This is a genomic window from Collinsella sp. (assembly GCF_052346665.1).
Lineage (GTDB): Bacteria > Actinomycetota > Coriobacteriia > Coriobacteriales > Coriobacteriaceae > Collinsella.
Genome location: NZ_DAWDUX010000028.1, coordinates 1 through 20,148 on the forward strand (window position 1 = coordinate 1; position 20,148 = coordinate 20,148).

Below are 20,148 nucleotides of genomic sequence, written 5' to 3' on the forward strand. Positions count from 1 at the left end.
TTGCTGGTCAACGGCAGTCAGGGCATCGCGGTCGGCATGGCGACCAACATCGCACCGCACAATTTGAACGAGGCCGTCGAGGCGACCTGCTGCCTTATCGACCATCCCGACGCGACGGTCGACGAGCTCATGCAGATCATGCCCGGCCCCGACTTCCCCACCGGCGCCCTCATCATGGGTACCGACGGCATCCGTCAGTCCTACGAGACCGGACGCGGCTCCATCACGGTGCGCGCCAAGGCACATGTGGAGTCCACCAAGACCGGCCGCAGTCGCCTCGTTTTCACCGAGATTCCGTACATGGTGAACAAGGGCACCTTGCAGGAGAAGATCGCGAGCCTCGTCAACGAGAAGCGCATCGAGGGCATTTCCGATATGCGCGATGAGTCCACGCAAAAGGGCCTGCGCCTCGTCATCGAGCTCAAGAAGGGCGTCATCCCGCAGGTCGTGCTCAACAACCTGTACAAGTACACCTCCCTGCAGACGACCTTCGGCGCAAACAACCTTGCGCTCGTGAACGGCGTGCCCAAGTGCCTGTCGCTGCGTGAGATGCTCTCGCACTACATCGACCACCAGGTCGACGTCGTGACCCGCCGCACCCGGTTCGACCTCAAGAAGGCCCAGGCCCGCGCCCACATCCTCGAGGGCTACCTCATCGCGCTCGACCACATCGACGAGGTCATCTCCATCATCCGCTCCTCGCAGACGGACGCGGAGGCCTCCGCGCGCCTCATCGAGCGCTTCGGCTTCACGCCCGAGCAGACCACGGCCATCCTCGAGATGAAGCTCCGCCGTCTCACCGGCCTGGAACGCGACAAGATCGAGGAAGAGCTCGCCGGCCTGCGCCGCGCCATCGCCTACTACGAGGACCTGCTCGCGCACGAGGAGAAGATCCTCGGCGTGATCAAGGAGGAGATGCGCGAGATCGCCCGCAAGTTCGGCGACAAGCGCCGCACCCAGATCACCGGTGCCGAGAAGGACCTGAATGTCGAGGACCTCATCGCCGACGAGGACATGGTCGTTACCATCACCCACACTGGTTACGTCAAGCGCATCCCGGTGGCCGCGTATCGCGCGCAGAAACGCGGCGGCAAGGGCGTCTCGGGAGTAAGCCTCAAGGAAGACGACGTCATCGACGAGATGTTCATCGCCAGCACCCATGAGTACGTGCTGTTCTTCTCCACGCGTGGCAAGGTGTACCGCCTCAAGGTGCACGAGCTGCCCGAGGGCACGCGTCAGGCGCGCGGCACCGCTATCGTGAATCTACTGCCGTTTGAGGACGGCGAGAAGATCGCTTCTGTCATTTCTTGCCGCGAGTTCCCTGAGGACGAGTACCTCATGTTCGCCACGGCGGGTGGCATGGTAAAGAAGACGGCTATGGCGGCCTACGACCGCTCCCGTCGCGACGGCATTATCGCCATCAACATCAAGAGCGGTGACCGCCTGCTGGGCGTGCGCCGCGTGAAGCCTGGCGACAAGATCATCATGGCGACCACCGCTGGTAAGGCCATCATGTTCTGCGAGGACCAGGTGCGCGCCACCGGCCGCGACACGAGCGGCGTGCGCGGTATCAGCATGAAGGGCGACGCTGAGGTTCTGGGCATGGAGATCACCAGCGGCCAGGGCGAGCTTTTCGTGATCACCGAGCGCGGTTACGGCAAGCGCACCCCGGTTTCCGACTACCCGGAGCAAAACCGCGGTGGACAAGGCGTCTACACGATTCAGATGACCGAGCGTAAGGGCGCGCTGGCGGCCATGAAGGTCGTGGGTCCGCAGCATGAGCTCTTTATCATTACCGAGGGCGCGACGGTCATTCGCGTCAAGACCGCCGAGATTTCCCAGACCGGTCGTGCCACGCAGGGAGTGAAGATGATGAGCGTGGATGACGGCGACCGCGTGACGGCTGTGGCGCGCATGACGAGCGCCAAGAAGGCGGCCGAGGATTCCGACGAGACAGAGGGTGGGGATTCATCCGACCTGGTGGCCGACGGCGAGACGGATGCCGAGGCTCCCGGCAGCGAGGTCCGCGTGGACATCGGATCCGGCAGCGAGCCACTTGAGGACCTGATGGACGAGTAGTCCCGTTTGACACAGCGCACTTCACCAGAAAGGCCCCGTAAAGGGGCCTTTCTGGTGGGTGGCGTGCCCGACCCCGCCCTCCGCGAAAACGGGCGCGCGCTTTCGCGCCGGGTGTTCATACGTGGGTACAAGGTTTCTGTGGTCGACAGGCGCGGGGGAGGCCGTGGGGATGACGCTCGAAGAAAAAGCGCGGCTATTGGCGAGGAGGCCCGCAGGCAGGGAGTCGACGTAGTCCTCGGGCCGGGGTGAACATCAAACGTCATCCACTATGTGGTCGCAATTTTGAGTATTTCAGTGAGGATCCCCTGATATCCGGCGAGTTGGGTGCCGCTATGGTATGCGGCATCCAAAGCAAAGGGGTCAGCGCATGCCTCGCTACCAAGGTTCGGGCTCATCGCGCATCAATCCAAAGTTCATCGACAATCTATGGTATCGATTGGAGCAACGGGGTTTTGCCGCGCGCTATGCGGATGGCTACGAACCGATTATGGGCGAGACGAGCGAGCGACTCCTGCGTGATGCGGAGCAGGCCGCAGCGCACGCGGATGTTGCGGTCGTGGTTGAGGGCCTTCCCGCGCGATACGAATCCGAGGGTTTCGATCGCAGGCTCATGGCCATGCCCAAAGGTCAGGTCGAGCTCATCGAGCGAGTGTGCACGGTGAATCCGCGGACGGTGGTGGTGCTGCAGGGCGGCGCCCCCATGGAAATGCCCTGGCGCGACAAGCCTGCTGCAATTCTGCTTATGTATCTCTCGGGATGGATCGACGTTCCCGCACCGACGCCCCAAGGCGACGCTGGGGTGCCACCGCAGTGGCTCCGGCCCTTCCTAACATGTATGTTCAACCTTATCCGGGATGCTTCACATCGTTGGGGGCGATTGCCGCATTTGAGGGCCTTTATAGCTCCCCGCTGCCCGTCCGCCCACCGGTCGTCCCGTTTACCGTCGATTCTACCGTTGAGGACATGGAAGCGAGCTGGCTCGGCCGCCGTGGTTGGGATGATGACCCAATCCTAGAAATCGTCGGGGCTCAGGTTTTTGACAAACTCATCGAAGCGCTCGATTTCCTCTTGTGACGACTGCTCATCGCGCGCGGCTTGGTACGAGATGCTTCCGGCGCGGTTCATGACATCGTCTTCAACGTAAATGGGTGCGTTTGAGCGCGTAGCGAGGGCGAGGGCATCGCTCGGACGGGCGTCGAGCTTAATCTCGCGCACGCCATCTCCTTGCTCCGACACCTCGGACTCCGCGGCATTCCCCATGCACTCAAGTACGATGTCGGCATAAAACACAGGTGCATCCCAACGGTTGATCTCCACGCGTTCCACGCGGGCTCCCAACTCCTTAACGGTGTTGAGCAGCAGGTCGTGCGCTATGGGTCGCGGAGCCGCCTTGTCGGAGTCGATGCCATTGCCAATAGAGGCGGCCTCGTAGGCTCCGGTTTGGATGGACAGCGCACGCAGAGGCGCATCGGCGGTGGCGCCGTTTTTGCGCTCGCGCAGGACGACGACGGAGGGCACCGGTCCCGAGGCCATGACGATGCTTTCGATATCGACGCGAATCATGCAAACCTCCAGATGTGCGCGGCGAGATGTGGACGGTGAACAGACATAATACCCAAATGTCGCGATGAAGCCAGGCGCGATCACAGTCCGTGTATTTGTTCACATTGGGGCCCTCTGAGCCCGTGGGAACTTCGCCCTCAAAAAGGAGTCCTCAAAAATAATGAAAAAGGTGTTGACGCGCCTTTGGTACCTGGGCTATATTAATCCCCGCGTTGGACCTGTAGCTCAGTTGGTCAGAGCGTCCGGCTGATAACCGGGAGGTCACAAGTTCGAACCTTGTCAGGTCCACCACCTCTTTCGCAATAAACACCCCAGCGAGAGCCGAGTCGCCGCTGGGGTGTTTATTACTACAGTGGGGGTTTAGCTCAGCTGGGAGAGCGCGGGCTTTGCAAGCCTGAGGTCAGGGGTTCGATCCCCCTAACCTCCACCATATGAACTGATGGGGCATCGGCATAGTCGGTGCCTTTTTGCTTTTAAGGAGCAGGTCATGGCAGACGAGATGAACGACGTGCAGCAGGACGAGGTTTCCCCCGAGCTCGATTCCATGGTGTGTGATCTGCTCGACGGCTATCTCAATGCACTTGCCGATGGCGAGGATCTCGGTGTGGTCCTCATTGCCGAGGATGCTCATGCCAATCGCTATCAAGCCTGCTTTACCGAGGATGGCCCCGAGGCGTGCCTGGAGGGTGCCCAGCATTTTGTCGAGTCGAACGCGGCGGGCATCCAGTCCGATCACGTTGGCCCGCTCGATCGCTACGCCATCGCCTACGCAGGTGGTGTGGAGCTCGACTGCGAGTTCCAAGATGCCATCGTTGTGAGCTTTTACCAGCGCGGTATGTCCCTGGGCTATTCGGCATATGTGCTCTACGAGGGTGCCGGAACTGGTGAGAATTTCCGTTGGTGCGATCCCGAGCCTGCTGGCGAAGAGCCCCCGCTGTTGTAGGCCGTCTGTGCCACATCGCGCGGCATAGGCGCCCCATTCTTTGTCACACTTATGTGTAAGGCGGCAAAACCGCTGGATACAACAGCTTGTGAGCGTCACAACAGATACAATACCGCCGTGCAAAAACCGATTACCGACTATGTTGGGCGCTTTGCCGGATGAAGGCTTGCGCATCGAAGAGCTAAAGGATAAGGGGAAGCCCATGCGCGTAGATAATCTGCGAGACATCGCCATCATCGCCCACGTCGACCATGGCAAGACCACTCTGTGCGACAAGTTGCTGCGCGCCGCCGGCGCCTTCCGCGCCAACCAGGAGGTGCAAGACCGCGTGCTCGACTCCAACGATCAGGAGCGCGAGCGCGGCATCACCATTCTCGCCAAGAACATCTCCATCGATTACAACGACGTCAAGATCAACATCATCGATACCCCCGGCCACGCCGACTTCGGCGGCGAAGTCGAGCGCGTGCTGCGCATGGCCGATGGCGCGCTGCTGCTCGTCGACGCTTTTGAGGGCCCGATGCCCCAGACCCGCTTCGTGCTGCGCCACGCCATCGACACCGGCCTCTCCATCATGATCGTCATCAACAAGATCGACCGTCCCGGTGCTGATCCCGAGAAGGCATACAACGATTGCCTGGATCTCATGGCCGACCTCGGTGCCACCGACGAGCAGCTTGAGTTCGCCATGGAGCACGTTGTGTACTGCTCGGGCGTAAACGGCTACGCCCGCCTCGACCCCGAGGACGGCAACATGGACATGTATCCGCTCCTCGACATGATCGTGAACGACCTTCCCGCGCCTGAGGTGGACATCGACGGACCGCTCGCCATGCAGTGCGTCACCATCGACCACTCCAACTTCGTTGGCCGCATCGGCATCGGCCGCGTGTACTCCGGCACTATCCACACGGGTGACCAGATTCTCGTTGTGAAGAACGATGGCGAGCGCAAGACGGCTACCGTCAAGCAGCTCTTTACCTTCGACTATCTGGGTCGTACCGAGTGCTCCGAGGTGAGCGCCGGTGACCTGGCGGCTGTGGTTGGCGTGGACAACACCGACATCGGCGACGTGTATACCGATCCCGAGAATCCCGTCGAGCTCGACCCCATCGAGATCGATCCGCCCACTCTGTCCATCGTGTTCGAGGCCTCCACGTCCCCGCTCGTGGGTCGCGACGGCGACATCGTGGGTGCTCGCCAGCTCAAGGAGCGCCTGTTCAACGAGCGCGAGAACAACGTGACCATGCGCATCGAGGAGCTGCCCGACAAGAGCGGCGTCGAGGTGAGCGGTCGTGGCATCCTGCACCTTTCCGTTCTCATGGAGACCATGCGTCGTGAGGGTTACGAGTTCCAAGTTGGTCGCCCGCGCGTTCTATTCAAGAAGGATGAGAACGGTACCCTGCAGGAGCCCATCGAGCAGGCCGTCGTGGAGTGCCCCGATGAGTACGCCGGCAAGGTCATCGAGATCTTCGGCAACGCCGGTGGCACTATGACCGGTATGGAGACGGGCACGTCCGTCACTCACGTCGAGTTCCGCATCCCCACCCGTGGCATCATGGGTCTCAAGAACCGCATTCTCAACGTCACGCACGGTGAGGGTGTGTTCTACCACACCTTCCTCGAGTACGGCCCGTATGCCGGCGAGATCGGCGGCCGCAAGAACGGCGCCATGATTGCTATGACCACAGAGAAGGCCGTCGCCTACGCTTTGGGTACCCTGCAGGAGCGCGGTTCCCTGTTCGTTGAGCCGGGTACCGAGTGCTACGAGGGCATGCTCGTGGGCGAGCGCAGCCAGCCGGGCGACATGGTCGTGAACATCGCGCGCACCAAGAACCTGGGCAATCAGCGTTCTTCCACCGCCGACATCTCGGTGCAGCTTGTGCCGCCACGAACCTTCTCTTTGGAGGAGGCGCTCGAGTACATCATCGACGACGAGCTGGTCGAGGTCACCCCCAAGAACATTCGCATGCGCAAGCGCCTGCTGAACGCCACCGACCGCAAGAAGGCGGCGAACCGCGCCGTCAAGTAATCGAATAGTGTAATGGTGCAATTGGGGACGTACCCCAATTGCACCATTTTGGGTAGGCTTCGCGCCGACTTGGCTTCATTCGCACGATAGGGGATGGGGCCGATTCACAGGTATGCTGGTACACTGGCATGCATATGGATCGGTCCCGTCCCTTTTCCATTACATGAGGGGCGGAGTTTTGAGGTGAGTCATGAGCGAGGAATTTGAGCCGGTAGAAGGGTGTGCGGGATGCGTTGCCAACACCGCTGTCGAGGATGCGGTTGCCGTCGAGGCTCCGCACTTCGCGCCGGGTGGATCCGACAGCGCCCCCTCATCCACGCCCAACGATGACGGTGAAAAGGACGATGGAGCCCCTACGCCTGAGGGCCTCGCCGCTATTCACGCCCGTAACGATTGGTTGATTGCAGCGGACCAGGCCCTCTCCGACCTGCGCCATCGGTCGGCGGACGGCAAGCTCACCTCCCCCGAGCGCTGGGTGAAACGCGCGTTCACGCCCGCGGGCGTGGATGCGAAAGCGTTCGCGGACGAGCTGCTCTCCTATATTGAGGAGCATCCGCATGCAGAGGACTCCCCTGCAATCGGCAGGCAGGAAGCGCCTGTGGGGTATGATGATCGTCCCGAGCTCGATGAGCTGGGCCTGGACGATCCTCTACCCGAGCACGACGTGACGGATATCGTGGTGCTGTACGGCAAGTCAGGGGTGTACCTATACTCCAAGCCGATCATGTCCCACAGTTTTGCCCATGCACTGTTCAACACGGCGGAGGGGGATGACCTAGCGACGTTTGCGGATGTGATTCGCATGGAGTCTCGCGTGTATCCGCGGCCTACGGCGGCGTCTGACTTCCTCAACAGCCCTTACTTGTGGTCCGCCTCGAAGGTTGCCGAACTCTACGAGCGCGCGACAGGCGACGACGCGTATGCGGACATTGAGCTCACCACGACCAGCTTGAACGAGTCGTTCTTCTATTCCACGCGCCATCTGAGCCCTGCGCAGGGCAAGGCGTTGGCCGAATGGTACGGCGTGGAGAAGTTCCGCAATCCATAGGAGTTCGAGCCGCCTGCCGTGCCATTGGGCGTGCCATTTGGGCACGCCTCCTCGACATATGTACCAAACGACTACGTCCCCGATTGGGAATGGGAGAAGGGAAACGTTTATGGCAAAGCGTCGTCTGACCGAGGACACACCGTTTTTGCGCACGCCCGACATGTACCAGATCGAGAACGACGCACCCATCACGGAGTACTCCGAGCGTTCGCTCGACCTCATCGCCGATGCCAAAAACGGCGGCATCCCCGACGGGGCCAACGCGTTTTGCAGCGTGGGCAAGGAGAAACGCGGCACGGTGCAGATGCAGCTGTTCGCGCAGATCGACCCCGAAACCGAGACGTTCATCGAGGTTGGCTTTCGCAGCCACGGCTGCCTCGCGGCCATCGCCTGTGCTACCGCGCTCGCCACGATGTTGCGCGGCAAGACGTTCGAGGAAGCTCTCGCCATAACCAAGGAGGACATCCTTGAGGCGCTCGACGGCCTGCCGAATGGCCGCAAGTACACCCTCACCTACGCCATCGAGGCCGTGCGTGCCATCATCGGCGATTACCTGTTGCGCATCAAGGGATGCAACCTCGCCCAGCTCAACGAGGTTATCAGGTGCGAAAGCATGTGCCCTAACTGCCTGCTCACCGAGAATTGTTCCCTGCGCGACGAGCGTGTGGACCAGGAGCTGCGCGAAGCCGGAGAGATCGAGTAGCGCCACGCGCCGACACGGGCTGGTATCCAAGTATGGCCGCCCTCCTCATGTACGTAAGAACGATGCTCATTATTCTCTAAATAGAATAATGAGCATCTGCGGCTTAAACGCCTTATTCAGGCATAATTGAACGTGTCTGCATGTGCGCATTTTCGCCGCGCACAGCGCTTCAAGGTTCCGCGGGTGTAGCCTCATCCGTGAAGCAAATAGGGGAGGGAACTATGAAAGAGAACACCGCCATGGAGCAGGTCGGCTCCGGTGCGGATCGTCTCGACTCCTTCTTTACCCGTCGTGGGTTTGTGAAGGTGTCGGGCGCGTTCGTGGCTGGCATGGTGGCGCTGGGGTTGCTCCCGGATTCCGCCGCCGCGGCCCCCACGAGCTCAAAGGGCGAGGTCGATTACTACGCGACCCCGGCCCACGTGCTCAAGGTCAACCGTGCTCGCTGCACCGGTTGCCAGCGCTGCGAGATGATGTGCACCCTGCAAAACGATGGTGCATCTCAGCCCGCCGCCGCCCGCATCCACGTGCACGACGGCTTCAACTTCGGCTCCGACTGGGAGTCCTCCGACGGCATTTACTATTCCTGCGAGTGGCAGATCCGCGCCTGCCACATGTGCACAACTGCTCTTTGCCAGACGTCGTGCCCGCATGGGGCCATCATCACCATGGAGAACGGCACGCGCACCGTCGACCCCGACAAGTGCGTGGGCTGCGGCACCTGCGTCGCCGCCTGCCCGTGGCACATGCCCGTGGTGAACACCGAGACCCACAAGTCCACCAAGTGCATCGCCTGCGGCCGTTGCGCCGACCAGTGCCCCAACGGCGCTCTCGAGCTCATCAAGTGGGAGAACGTGAACCACTCCTCCGGCCCCACCCGTTCCGAGATCAAGTGGCCCTACGTCAGCGAGGTCCAGGACTTCGTCGGCGGCGGCAAGATCGCCCAGTAAAGGAGAAGCGCAATGGCTGAAACCTCTTACGGTTGGGCTGGCTGGATCGCCCGCGTCAACCTTACGAGCGGAGATATCACCGAAGAGTCCGATGTCGAGATGCAGAAGGACTACATCGGCGGTATGGGCTTCGCGAACAAGATCATGTACGACGAGGTCGGCCCCGAGGTCGATTGGATGGACGAGGAGAACAAGGCCGTTCTCGCCGTCGGTCCCCTGACCGGCTCCGGAGTGCCGCTGGCGGGTCGCTCCACCTGGGCGTCCCTGTCCACGTTCACCACCGACCACCTGGTCGTTGACATGCACTGCGGCGGCCAGCTCGGCGCGATGCTCAAGTACTCCGGCCATGACGGTCTGATCATCGAGGGCAAGTCCGACAAGCCCGTCTACATCTTCATTGACGACGACAAGATCTCGATCGAGGATGCCTCTGCCTTGTGGGGCAAGGGCACCCGCGAGACCACCGAGGCCCTGTGCAAGAAGCACGGTGCCGAGTGCTGCGCCGCCGCCATCGGCCCCGCCGGTGAGAACCTGCTGCCCTACGCCTGCGTGATGAACACCCGTTCCCACTCCGCCGGCGCCGGCCTGGGTGCCGTCTTTGGTATCAAGAACCTCAAGGCCGTCGTCATCCGCGGCACCAAGGCGGTCCACGTGGCCGACCCGCAGATGGTCGCCGACCTCTCCGACTACATGATCGCCCAGGTCATCGGCTCCAACAACAACCACGTCGTCCCGAGCACCCAGCAGTCCTGGGCCGAGTACTACGACGCCGGTTCCCGCTGGACCGCCAAGAAGGGCCTTTATTGGGCTGCTGCCGAAGGTGGTCCCATCGAGACCGGCGAGCCCAAGCCGTTCGAGCCCAACACCATGGGTTACCGCTGCATGAAGTCTACCAAGGACATGGGCCCCGCCGCCGAGAAGTACACGGTCAAGATGGCCGGCTGCCACGGCTGCCCCGTTCGTTGCTACGCACAGGTGCACGTGCCGTTCGTCCAGGAGAAGACCGGTTACGAGTCCCAGGGCAACACCTGCGTGCCCAACTTCCCCTTCACGGCCTATATGCAGTCCTTCCTCAAGGCCGAGGGAATTTACGAAGAGGACGGCAAGACCTTGACCGACCTCTCTGTGAACTACAACATGCTCATCTCTGCCACCGTCGATGACCTCGGCCTGTGGTGCAACTACGCGCAGCTCTACCGCGACCTGGCCTACACCTACTCCGCGGGCATCCTCGAGAAGCACGTTCCCGCCGAGCAGATGGCCGAGTACAACTTCGACGCGATTCTGCATGGTGGCGATCCCTCCAGCTTCGTGAAGATCCTGCTGGACATCGCTTCCAACGATACGGAGAACAAGCCGATCTCCTGGCTCGGCCACGGTCCCATCGTGTGGACCAAGGAGTGGGGCTGCGAGGATTGGTTCGACAACGCCAAGTCCGCGCTCATCAACTACCGCGGTTGGCCGGTCCACCACTCCATCGAGTGCTTCGGCCAGACTGGCGGTCTGTACAACATGATGTTCAACCGCGATGACATGATCCACTCCGCCGTCAACTTCCAGGGCTGCGGCCTGCCGCAGGAGCTCAAGGAGGAGATGGCTGCCGAGATGTGGGGCGAGGGCGCTATCGACGCCACCAAGGATTACACCCCTATGAACGAGGCTAAAGCCGAGTTCGCCTGGTGGAGCATCGTCACCGACGTTCTGCACGACTCCCTCGTTCTGTGCAACTGGGTATGGCCGATGGCCATGGCCCCCGCCAAGGAGCGCAGCTATCGCGGCGACCTGGACCTCGAGGCCCAGTTCTACACCGCGGTCACCGGCCAGGAAGTCACCATTGACGACCTGTACAAGGCTGGTGAGCGTATCATGACGCTCCAGCGTGCCAACACCGTGCGCGGCATGAAGGACAAGGACGGCAACGTGGGCTGCAACGACATGCGCAACGTCCATGATGTCATTACCGAGTGGGTCTTCGAGAAGGATCCGGATATCGAGCCCTTCACCCCCGGCACCGACAAGATGGAGCGCAAGGACTGGAAGAAAGCCCTTACCATGCTCTATAAGCGCTTTGGCTGGGACGAAAAGCTCGGCTGCCCCACCAAGGAGTGCCTGAACGACCTTGGCATGAGCGATATCGCCGAGGATCTTGAGTCGCGCGGTCTGTTGACCGAGGGTGGCACCTCGTACGACAAGCGCACGCGCACGTACGACCATATTCTTGAGAAGTACTGCGGCGACAACCCGGCGCTGTCTGCGTAGACCGTCTGATCTAGAGGAGCAAGTATGGCTGATGAGATCAAGGAGACGAGCGCGGCCGAGGCCACGCCCGAGACTCCCAAGAAGAAGCGCGATTGGAAGGGCAAGCGCCTGCCCATCGTGATTGCCGCCGTGGTGGCGGTGACCGTTCTCGGCGTTGCCGGCTGGGCCTGGCGTGCTACCCCCGGTTACTGCGACGCTCTGTGCCACAGCACCATGGGCAAGTATTACGACACGTTCGAAAATCAGACCGATTCTTTGGCGTATGCCCACAAGGCCGTTGTGAATGGAAAGTGCCTTGACTGCCATGAGAACACCCTGGGCACCTCTGCCCGCATGGTGCAGTCCCAGCTGGCCGGCGATCACGATACGCCGCTCGCCAAGGTGACCTACACCAATGAGTTTTGCCTGCAGAGCGGTTGCCACGCGGGTGCCGGCATCATGCCCGGTGCGAGTGAGTCTTCCACGAAGGACCTCTCGTTTGATCCGCATAGCGATTACCACGGCGTGCAGCAGTGCAATTCCTGCCACCGCATGCACGACCAGAGCGTCTTCACTTGTGCCGGTTGCCACCAGGTTGGTGCCTGGGAGGGCGAAGGCGGCATCCCCGAGGGCTGGAGCAAGATTGACCTGGGCGACGGCCAGCAGGGTGCCGTGCCGGATGGCTGGACCACTCCATTCCTGTTCGAGGCTTCCGAGTAGGGCACTCAACAAGAACGACCGAAAAGGGCGGGCCTTTAGGGTCCGCCCTTTCCATAACGATGACAAGATGGAGTCATGTTGCCGATACATGCTGTGTGGCATACTGGCAGCAGTGAAAAATGTTAGGGAAAGGCACCTTTGTGATCGATCTTGATTTCAGACCGCGCGGCGTGTGCGCCCGTATGATTCACGTGGAACTCTCGGATGATGGCTCGACTATCGAAAATGTGGCGTTCGACGGAGGATGCAACGGTAACCTCAAGGCCATTGGTAGGCTTGTCGCCGGCCAACCGGTTGACTCCATCGTCGAGCTTTTGCAGGGAAACACCTGCGGGCCGCGTAAGACCTCTTGTGCCGATCAACTCACGCTTGCCTTACGCGAAGCTCAGGCTAAGGTTCGGGCGTAGCTGCCATGAAAACTAGGGAGTACCATTTCGATTCGCGAACCGATCGCCGTGCCACTGTTTCTCGCAACGTGAGCCGTCGAACGCTGTTCAAGGGAACTGCGGCCGCCGGAGCAGCGCTCACGGCAATATCCCTTGTGGGTTGTGGATCAGATGGCGGCGCTGCGAATGTGAGCGGTGAGCCGCAGGTCATCACGGACGACTCGAAGATCACCAACGTCACCGAGGACTTCGGAGGGGTGGACAACACCCTGACCGCCCAATATGAATGGGACCTTCCCTTGGGTACTGTCCCGTTCCACTGCGAGGGGTCGTGGGCGGCACTGCTGGAGGCCCCGGCGAGCGCCCGCACGATCAACACGCTCGGCATCATTTCTCTCGCCAGCGGAAACACGTCGACTCTGGTGTCGGAACCGATAGTGGGAAAGACCCATGCGTTCCACGATGTTCGCTGCTCGGAGCAGGTGTACGCGTGGGTTGAGATGGACTATGCGGCGGGAGCTTGGGTACTCATTGCCCAGGCACTCGAGAACGGGGTGCTTGTTGGAGATCCCGTTGAGCTCGACAAAGGCGATGTCGATTGGGAGCCGGCTCGTTTTACCGCAACGGGATCTTCGGTCATCTGGCAGAAGATGCCCTTTGCGACGGGAGCCAAGAGCTCGGAGTTCTCCCATTGCTACCTGTGGAACGTGGGAGACGAGAAGGGTAAGGACCTGTACGAGAGTCCCGGTCGCTTTGCGACGTGGCCGCGTGTGAGCGACGGTTACCTCACCATCGCCCCCCGCGTCAATTCCGATGATGGTACATATTACGGGCTCACCGCGCTTGACCTGCAGAATAACAATAAGGTTGCCGCCCAGCTGGTCATGCCCGAAACGGTCAGTCCCTTCGAAGCTGTGTTCATGGGCGAAAGTTTTGCCTTTTCGGTCGAGGCAAACTACGGCCACGGCGGCAGCCTGGGGAACATGGGCACGTTCATCGGCAACTCGGGTGGTCCGTTCGTATATTTGAGCCGCGAGCCGCTCGCCTGCGTCACGGGCAAGGGGAGTCTGTACGTCATCAAAGCCCAGTCCTCGCATTTTGTGGTCGACACAAGTGCCCAGACCTATGCAATCCTCACGGCCCCAGATAAGGCGCTTGATTTTGGCGACTATCCGGCAAGCGAGGGAACGACGGATCGTCTGGTGACGTATGCCACCGTGCGAGGTGACGACGGCTTACCGGCGTTGGTGCGTCTGCGGGTGTTCGCTCTGTAAAGCGCGCCTGCTATCCAATGCCGCCCGCGCCAATGATTGAGCACTCCGCAGATTGGGCATACTTCGTTAAAGGTGTGCGCCATTTGTGTGCGCTAGAATAAAACGACGTTTGTTTGCGAGACGAGGAGGCCGCCCATGGCTTCAGATGCACGTAAGATTTTGTTGGTTGAGGATGAAAAGGCCATCCGCGACGCGGTGGCAGCCTATCTTGAGCGTGAAGGTTATTGGGTCGTGGGTGTTGGCGACGGTCAATCCGCCGTTGAGGAGTTCGAGAAGCACCAGTTTGACCTGATCGTGCTCGACCTTATGCTCCCTAAGCTTTCCGGTGAGCGTGTGTGCCGTGCCATCCGTGACACCTCTGATGTGCCGATTATCATGCTTACCGCTAAGGGAGAGGTTGAGGATCGTATCATCGGCCTCGAGCTCGGTGCGGACGACTACCTCATCAAACCCTTCTCCCCGCGTGAGCTCGTGGCGCGCGTGCGCGCCTTGTTCCGCCGCACTCACCTTGCCGACGAGCCGCAGGTCGAGGTCCTCGACTTTGGCGATCTGGTCATCGATATCTCTGGGCACAAGATTCTGGTTGAGGGCAAGGAAGTTGACCTCACCGCATCCGAGTTTAAGCTCCTCACCACGCTCGCTCGCCATCCCGGCCGCGTGTACAACCGTATGGAGCTCGTGGAGAAGGTTCTCGGTTACGACTTTGAGGGCTATGAGCGCACCATCGATAGTCACGTGAAGAACCTGCGCGCCAAGCTGGGGGATGATCCCAAAAAGCCCAAGTGGCTCTATACCGTGCACGGTGTCGGATATCGTTTTGAGGCACCCGCGCAGCCTGACAAGGCGGACAAGTAACACGACTCACGCCGGGCGCCGCATCACGTGGCGCCCATTTTATGTGGTGCGGTAGGGGGATTCATGGAGCGCCTGGTCATTGGAAAACACGGAGCCGAGGCGGAGCAGCCGTCGCCGCGAGCGAGTTGGAATACGCCTCATCCCATGCCGCGGTCGGGCATGAGCTATGGCGGGCGCATGGCGCTCTCGTTCGCCATGACATCGCTTGTAACGGTCGTTATCTTGGCACTCGTGGTCACGGTGGTTTGGGGTGGCGCGTTTTCGGATTACACACGTGCCAATGTCGAGGAGATTGCCCAAGTTGCCGCCGAGAAGCTCGCCGAGCGATACGAGGATGCCGGCGAGTGGAGCGTCGATGCCATTAAGACCGTGGCGGAGTCAAGCACCCTGTCAGACGACATCGGTATGCAGGTCAAAGATGCCGGTGGCGCTATCATGTATGACGACACGTGGCCTGCCGCCGCAATGGCGAGTACTGCCGACAAGTCAGATGGAGGGCTGGGCACCCGCAGCCCCGTTTCTAAAGCCCCAACCGATCCCGAGTCCGCCGTGGTCGCCCCCATCGTGGATAGCAATGGGGGCGAGATCGGCTCTCTCCGTCTTTGGGTGTTGGGTAGTGATGCACTGCTCACCAAGGCAGACACGGCGTTTCGCGAGCGGACGTTCAACGCCATGGGACTCGCTGCTTTTATCGCGGTCCTTATGGCGGTGGTGATTGGCTTCCTTGTTTCGCGCATGTTTACCAATCCCGTCCGCACCATCACCGACACCGCCCGCCGGATACGCGAGGGTGATCTTTCGGCACGGACGAACATGCGGGGAGAGGATGAAATCGATCAGCTGGGCGAGACATTCGACGAGATGGCCGCCAGCTTGGAGCGCGACCTCAAGCGCGAACGTCGTCTCACGTCCGACGTGGCTCATGAGCTGCGCACGCCGCTCATGGCCATGCAGGCGACCGTGGAAGCCATGCAAGACGGAGTGTATCCCACAGACGCCGAGCATCTTGAGACGGTCGCCGCGGAGACTCGCCGCTTGGCACGTCTCGTGCAGCAGACCCTCGACCTCTCCCGATTGGAGAATCACACCGCGCCCCTCAGGCTCGACAAGGTCGACATTGTGCAGCTGGCGCAAAACATCGTGAACAATCAGCATCAACTCTTCCACAACAAGGGGCTTCATCTGCGGTTCGTTAATGAGATGCAAGGTCGTTCGGCGGTCATCACGTGCGACGCGGACATGATCACGCAATGCATTATCAACCTTATGAGCAACGCCATGCGCTATACGCCCGAAGATGGATGGGTGGTTGTTTCGATCCATGGCGACCGCAAACATGTGATGGTGACGGTATCAGATACGGGTATTGGCATCGCAAAAGATGATCTTGCGAGGATATTCGGTCGTTTTTGGCGCGCAGATGCCAGCCGCGCTCGTGAGGCAGGCGGTCTGGGCGTTGGCTTGGCCGTGACCAAGCAGATCGTAGAGCGCCATCATGGCTTCATCGCGGTGGAGAGCGAACTTGAAAAGGGTACGACTTTTACGATTCATCTTCCCCGTGAGCTGGAAGAGGAGGCGTCATCCACTACAATGAAATATTAGCTGTGCTATGGCGGTAAAGGAGCGGGACAACGCCGCTGCCGCTCCGCCAGGAACAGGCCGTTGTGAGGGAAGATTTCTCAACAGCGGCGATGACATTCGCGTAAGGAGTTGACGCACATGACCACGATGGAGCGCCGTCCCGATTCCCGGGGCAAGGTCCGTGACATTTACGACGCCGGCGACAACCTGCTCATGGTTGCCTCCGACCGTATCTCCGCATTTGATTACATCTTGCCCGACGAGATTCCCTACAAGGGCGAGGTGCTCAATCGCATCTCCGCGTTCTGGTTCGATAAGTTCGCCGACCTCGTGCCCAACCATATGGTGTCCATCGACACGACCGATTTCCCGGCTGACTTCGCCGATTACGGCGACTATCTGTCCGGCCGCACCATGTTGGTCAAGAAGGCCGAGCCCATCATGATCGAGTGCATCGTTCGTGGGTATCTCACCGGTTCCGGCAAGAAGACCTACGATGCCGACGGAACCGTATGTGGCATCTCCCTGCCCGCCGGCCTCACCGAGGCATCCAAGCTCCCCGAGCCGCTGTTCACGCCGTCCACGAAGGCGGCCATCGGCGACCATGATGAGAACATCTCCTACGAGCGCTGCGTGGAGCTTGTGGGCGAGGACATCGCATCTCAGATCCGCGACCTCTCCCTCACCATCTATAAGGCAGCGGCGGAGTACGCGGCCACGCGCGGCATCATCATCGCCGACACCAAGTTCGAGTTTGGCGTGATTGACGGCAAGGTCACCCTCATCGACGAATGCCTCACGCCCGACTCAAGCCGCTTCTGGCCCGCCGATTCCTACGAGGAGGGCAAGGTCCAGCCCAGCTATGACAAGCAGTACGTGCGCGATTGGCTCAAGGTCAATTGGGACTTCTCCGGTGACGCGCCGCAGCTGCCCGCCGAGGTGATTGAGGGCACGTCCGCGCGGTATCGTGAGGCGTATGAAATCATCACGGGCGAGAAGTTCGTCCCTATGAAGTCCAAGTAAGTATCTAAGGAGAACGAGTAAGTGAGCACCCGTAGCGCCCAAAACAAGCGTACCCAGGAAAAGCTGCAGGGCGAAAACCGTCAGGGAATGGCGCGCAAATCCGCTTCGTCCGCCAAGCCCGCTCGCGCCGCCGGAAGCTCCGTGCGCGTAGTACCGTCGTCGTCCAAGGCCAAGCGCGCCGCAGCGGAGCGCGGCGAGGATCTTTCCGGCTTGTCCAAAGAGGAGAAGAAGGCACGCAAGGCTGAGCTTCGCCGTCAAGAGGACCGGGTGTATACGGCATCGAACGCCCTGCTCAACGAGAACGAGGACTATGTTCGTTTTCGCCGTATCTGGTGGGTGCTCCTCGGCATCGGCATTGCGGCGCTGGTTGGTACATGGGTGGCGCTCGCCGTCTTTGGCAAGGATGGGGCCGATACCCAGCTTGCCCAGACGGTGCAGATGGGGCTGATCATCGTCGCCTACGCTGCCATCATCATCGCGTTCATCTTTGACTTCATGAAGATTCGTCCCATCCGTAACGCCTGCCGTACTGCCGCTTCGGGTATGAGCGAGTCCAAGCTTAATGAGGTGATTGCCCGATCGGTGCAGGATAAGAAGTCCAAGAAATAAGCGCCGTTTGCGAGATTTGCCTCAAGGCGCACTCATGTCGCGAAGGCGTGGGTGCGCCTTTTGCAAAGCGGTGCAATTGGGGGCGTACCCCAATTGCAGCACTGCGTCTCTGGCGTTCAGCAAAAGAAGGGAACAGCATGTTTAGGGCCGAATTAACCGTTGAGGAAGCTCGTTCCGGGATGGCGAACCTCAAACCCAAGCTCGAGCGATATGCCGACTTGATTGTTCGCAAGGGGGTGAATGTCAAGCCTGGCCAGGAGGTCGTGGTGCAGGCTCCCGTTGACGTGGCAGCGTTCGTGCGGCTGCTTGTCGCCCGCGCCTACGCTGTCGGTGCCGGACATGTCACGGTGATTTGGAACGATGATGCGGTGACGCGCCTGACGTACGAGAACGTCGATGCCTCATGGTTTGAGACGGTCCCCGCCTGGCAGCGCGAGCAGCTCGATTCCCTTGCCGAGGCCGGTGCGTGCTTCATCTTCGTCGAAGGGGCGGATCCCGAGGCACTCAAGGGCATTGACCCCGCCAAACCCGCCGCCGCCTCCAAGGCACGCAACACCCAATGCGTGAAGTACCGCCATGGTATGGATTTCAATATCAACCCGTGGTGCATTGCCGGTGCCCCGGTTGCGGCATGGGCGCGACAGGTGTATCCGGGTGTCGAGGACGAGGTTGCGATGTACCGTCTGTGGTGCGCGATCCTCTCCGTTGCCCGCGCTGACGGAGACGATCCCGAGGCCGCCTGGGAGTTGCACAATGCGACGTTCGAAAAGAACTTGCGTCTGCTCAACGAGCGCCACTTCGATCGACTGCACTATACCTCCGCGAATGGAACCGACTTGTGGGTGGGCATGACCGATAAACACGTGTGGGAGGGAGGCTCGAGCAGCACCCCCGATGGCCATGTCTTTTTCCCCAACATCCCTACGGAGGAGGTTTTCACTTCGCCGCATTGCGAGCGCGTGGACGGTGTGGTGTACTCCGCATTGCCGCTGGTGCGACATGGCAACAAGATCGACCGCTTCTGGTTTCGCTTTGAGAACGGTCTGGTTGTTGATTTTGACGCCGAGGTGGGTCGCGACACCCTGGCGAGCATTCTCGACACCGACGAAGGTGCCCGCCGCTTGGGTGAAGTCGCGTTGATTTCCAAGAACACGCCGATCCGCGAGACGGAGACCCTGTTCTACGACACGCTGTACGATGAGAACGCGAGCTGCCATTTGGCGCTGGGTTCTGGTTTCCCCGAGTGCTACGAGGGCGGTTACGCCATGACGCAGGATGACCTGCGCGACCTTGGCCTGAACAAGAGCGGTACTCACGTGGACTTCATGATAGGAGCAGACGATCTGGACATCATGGGCGTCACCGCCGACGGCGAGGAGATTCCGGTGTTCGTAAATGGCCAGTGGACCTGGGAGTAGCTTGGTTCACCAGATGCCCGGACCCGTCACGAGGTCGAGGGCTTGCGTGCGCCAGTGCGCTACGCCCTCGCCTCCGGCAACCTTGGACATATCGGAAACCTTCGGATCGATGCGCGCGCACGGCGACTGAGTGGAACTTCTTGAGGTTTTTCGTATTGATTTTCCAATATGTCGAGTACACTCTCATATGGGCGGCATAAAACCGCAGGAACGCGACGCTGCATGTAAGTGACTACTTCGGATTTTCCGAGATTGATACGAAAAACCTCAACTTTTACTGCAGGCTGGGGAATGGGATCCCAGGCAAGCCAGTTCAGGCAGCCGCCGCAGTCGGTTGCGGGTGATTCGTAACAGACGGGTTCGTCTGCGTCGCCGCTCCTTTGCTGCAGTGAATCGCTTAGTGGCAAATTCTGCTACAATACGGCACGCGGGTCATTAGCTCAGTTGGCAGAGCAGGGGACTTTTAATCCCAAGGCCCAGGGTTCGAACCCCTGATGACCCACCATTATGAGAAGGCGCGAGGAGCAGCGATGCCCCTCGCGTTTTTTGTTGGCCGCGCCCGGGTTCGAACCCTGATCAGGGCGCGGAGCTGAGGAAACGCGAACGCGTTTTCCAGCGCAGCGCGCAAGGGGCGCAGGCCCCGCAGCGGAAGGAGGGCGGCGCCAGCCGCCCGGCGAACCCCTGATGACCCACCATTATGAGAAGGCGCGAGGAGCAGCGATGCCCCTC

Annotated in this window: 17 protein-coding genes and 3 tRNA genes; 19 read left to right on the top strand and 1 reads right to left on the bottom strand. The window is 60.6% G+C overall.

Annotated elements, in window-relative coordinates:
* Positions 1–2,079: DNA gyrase subunit A (locus tag ACT8II_RS06315; protein ID WP_443813375.1), on the top strand; the 2,079-nt coding region annotated here is incomplete at its 5' end.
* A gap of 367 nt (positions 2,080–2,446) precedes the next feature.
* On the top strand, positions 2,447–3,094 hold the full coding sequence (locus ACT8II_RS06320) for a glycoside hydrolase family 3 protein (RefSeq protein ID WP_443813377.1): 648 nt from the start codon (positions 2,447–2,449) through the stop codon (positions 3,092–3,094).
* On the opposite strand, the gene ACT8II_RS06325 is transcribed toward ACT8II_RS06320, so the two are convergent.
* The gene (locus ACT8II_RS06325; protein WP_443813379.1) at positions 3,091–3,642 is read right to left on the bottom strand and encodes a bifunctional nuclease family protein; all 552 of its coding nucleotides are present in this window, start codon (positions 3,640–3,642) and stop codon (positions 3,091–3,093) included. The two genes, ACT8II_RS06320 and ACT8II_RS06325, sit on opposite strands and share 4 nt — an antisense overlap.
* 214 nt (positions 3,643–3,856) lie before the next feature.
* Here ACT8II_RS06325 and ACT8II_RS06330 point away from each other — a divergent pair.
* The 17 genes from ACT8II_RS06330 to ACT8II_RS06410 all read left to right on the top strand — a co-directional run bounded on the left by ACT8II_RS06330 (position 3,857) and on the right by ACT8II_RS06410 (position 19,924).
* Positions 3,857–3,933, top strand: a tRNA-Ile gene (locus ACT8II_RS06330).
* A gap of 63 nt (positions 3,934–3,996) precedes the next feature.
* Positions 3,997–4,072: transfer RNA gene (locus ACT8II_RS06335), tRNA-Ala, on the top strand.
* A gap of 57 nt (positions 4,073–4,129) precedes the next feature.
* A complete protein-coding gene (locus tag ACT8II_RS06340) occupies positions 4,130–4,585 on the top strand; it encodes a hypothetical protein (RefSeq protein WP_330006446.1) in 456 nt (151 codons plus the stop codon).
* A 202-nt stretch (positions 4,586–4,787) separates the two neighbouring features.
* Complete coding sequence (gene typA / locus ACT8II_RS06345) at positions 4,788–6,617, top strand: translational GTPase TypA (RefSeq protein ID WP_118654444.1); 1,830 nt, start codon at positions 4,788–4,790, stop codon at positions 6,615–6,617.
* Positions 6,618–6,807: 190 nt separating this feature from the next.
* A complete protein-coding gene (locus tag ACT8II_RS06350) occupies positions 6,808–7,665 on the top strand; it encodes a hypothetical protein (RefSeq protein WP_443813381.1) in 858 nt (285 codons plus the stop codon).
* A 109-nt stretch (positions 7,666–7,774) separates the two neighbouring features.
* Complete coding sequence (locus ACT8II_RS06355; RefSeq protein ID WP_302742039.1) at positions 7,775–8,368, top strand: iron-sulfur cluster assembly scaffold protein; 594 nt, start codon at positions 7,775–7,777, stop codon at positions 8,366–8,368.
* Between the two features lie 221 nt (positions 8,369–8,589).
* Positions 8,590–9,315, top strand: a complete 726-nt coding sequence (locus ACT8II_RS06360) for a 4Fe-4S binding protein (RefSeq protein WP_317440340.1) — start codon at positions 8,590–8,592, stop codon at positions 9,313–9,315.
* Positions 9,316–9,327: 12 nt separating this feature from the next.
* Positions 9,328–11,574 (top strand): aldehyde ferredoxin oxidoreductase, encoded by a 2,247-nt coding sequence (locus ACT8II_RS06365; protein WP_443813382.1) that lies wholly within the window; start codon positions 9,328–9,330, stop codon positions 11,572–11,574.
* A gap of 24 nt (positions 11,575–11,598) precedes the next feature.
* Positions 11,599–12,273, top strand: coding sequence for a cytochrome c3 family protein (locus tag ACT8II_RS06370; RefSeq protein ID WP_443813384.1), 675 nt, complete (start codon positions 11,599–11,601; stop codon positions 12,271–12,273).
* Positions 12,274–12,413: 140 nt separating this feature from the next.
* Positions 12,414–12,680 carry a TIGR03905 family TSCPD domain-containing protein gene (locus ACT8II_RS06375; RefSeq protein WP_443813385.1) on the top strand — a complete coding sequence of 89 codons (267 nt, stop codon included), beginning with the start codon at positions 12,414–12,416 and terminating at the stop codon, positions 12,678–12,680.
* Positions 12,681–12,685: 5 nt separating this feature from the next.
* On the top strand, positions 12,686–13,933 hold the full coding sequence (locus ACT8II_RS06380) for a hypothetical protein (protein WP_443813386.1): 1,248 nt from the start codon (positions 12,686–12,688) through the stop codon (positions 13,931–13,933).
* A 135-nt stretch (positions 13,934–14,068) separates the two neighbouring features.
* On the top strand, positions 14,069–14,788 hold the full coding sequence (locus ACT8II_RS06385; protein WP_118654437.1) for a response regulator transcription factor: 720 nt from the start codon (positions 14,069–14,071) through the stop codon (positions 14,786–14,788).
* 63 nt (positions 14,789–14,851) lie between these two features.
* The gene (locus ACT8II_RS06390) at positions 14,852–16,390 is read left to right on the top strand and encodes a sensor histidine kinase (protein WP_294123320.1); all 1,539 of its coding nucleotides are present in this window, start codon (positions 14,852–14,854) and stop codon (positions 16,388–16,390) included.
* Between the two features lie 117 nt (positions 16,391–16,507).
* Complete coding sequence (locus tag ACT8II_RS06395) at positions 16,508–17,392, top strand: phosphoribosylaminoimidazolesuccinocarboxamide synthase (protein WP_199588946.1); 885 nt, start codon at positions 16,508–16,510, stop codon at positions 17,390–17,392.
* 21 nt (positions 17,393–17,413) lie between these two features.
* A complete protein-coding gene (locus tag ACT8II_RS06400; protein ID WP_118654435.1) occupies positions 17,414–18,001 on the top strand; it encodes a hypothetical protein in 588 nt (195 codons plus the stop codon).
* Between the two features lie 137 nt (positions 18,002–18,138).
* Positions 18,139–19,419: an aminopeptidase gene (locus ACT8II_RS06405; RefSeq protein ID WP_443813389.1), complete on the top strand. Its 1,281-nt coding sequence runs from the start codon at positions 18,139–18,141 to the stop codon at positions 19,417–19,419.
* Positions 19,420–19,848: 429 nt separating this feature from the next.
* Positions 19,849–19,924: transfer RNA gene (locus tag ACT8II_RS06410), tRNA-Lys, on the top strand.
* Positions 19,925–20,148: the final 224 nt, after the last annotated feature.

What these genes read in the sequence shown, in the direction of transcription:
- ACT8II_RS06320 (WP_443813377.1), top strand. Translation starts at nt 2,447, where the DNA reads ATGCCTCGCTACCAAGGTTCGGGCTCATCGCGCATCAATCCAAAGTTC.
- ACT8II_RS06325 (WP_443813379.1), bottom strand. Translation starts at nt 3,642, where the DNA reads ATGATTCGCGTCGATATCGAAAGCATCGTCATGGCCTCGGGACCGGTG.
- ACT8II_RS06340 (WP_330006446.1), top strand. Translation starts at nt 4,130, where the DNA reads ATGGCAGACGAGATGAACGACGTGCAGCAGGACGAGGTTTCCCCCGAG.
- typA (WP_118654444.1), top strand. Translation starts at nt 4,788, where the DNA reads ATGCGCGTAGATAATCTGCGAGACATCGCCATCATCGCCCACGTCGAC.
- ACT8II_RS06350 (WP_443813381.1), top strand. Translation starts at nt 6,808, where the DNA reads ATGAGCGAGGAATTTGAGCCGGTAGAAGGGTGTGCGGGATGCGTTGCC.
- ACT8II_RS06355 (WP_302742039.1), top strand. Translation starts at nt 7,775, where the DNA reads ATGGCAAAGCGTCGTCTGACCGAGGACACACCGTTTTTGCGCACGCCC.
- ACT8II_RS06360 (WP_317440340.1), top strand. Translation starts at nt 8,590, where the DNA reads ATGAAAGAGAACACCGCCATGGAGCAGGTCGGCTCCGGTGCGGATCGT.
- ACT8II_RS06365 (WP_443813382.1), top strand. Translation starts at nt 9,328, where the DNA reads ATGGCTGAAACCTCTTACGGTTGGGCTGGCTGGATCGCCCGCGTCAAC.
- ACT8II_RS06370 (WP_443813384.1), top strand. Translation starts at nt 11,599, where the DNA reads ATGGCTGATGAGATCAAGGAGACGAGCGCGGCCGAGGCCACGCCCGAG.
- ACT8II_RS06380 (WP_443813386.1), top strand. Translation starts at nt 12,686, where the DNA reads ATGAAAACTAGGGAGTACCATTTCGATTCGCGAACCGATCGCCGTGCC.
- ACT8II_RS06385 (WP_118654437.1), top strand. Translation starts at nt 14,069, where the DNA reads ATGGCTTCAGATGCACGTAAGATTTTGTTGGTTGAGGATGAAAAGGCC.
- ACT8II_RS06390 (WP_294123320.1), top strand. Translation starts at nt 14,852, where the DNA reads ATGGAGCGCCTGGTCATTGGAAAACACGGAGCCGAGGCGGAGCAGCCG.
- ACT8II_RS06395 (WP_199588946.1), top strand. Translation starts at nt 16,508, where the DNA reads ATGACCACGATGGAGCGCCGTCCCGATTCCCGGGGCAAGGTCCGTGAC.
- ACT8II_RS06405 (WP_443813389.1), top strand. Translation starts at nt 18,139, where the DNA reads ATGTTTAGGGCCGAATTAACCGTTGAGGAAGCTCGTTCCGGGATGGCG.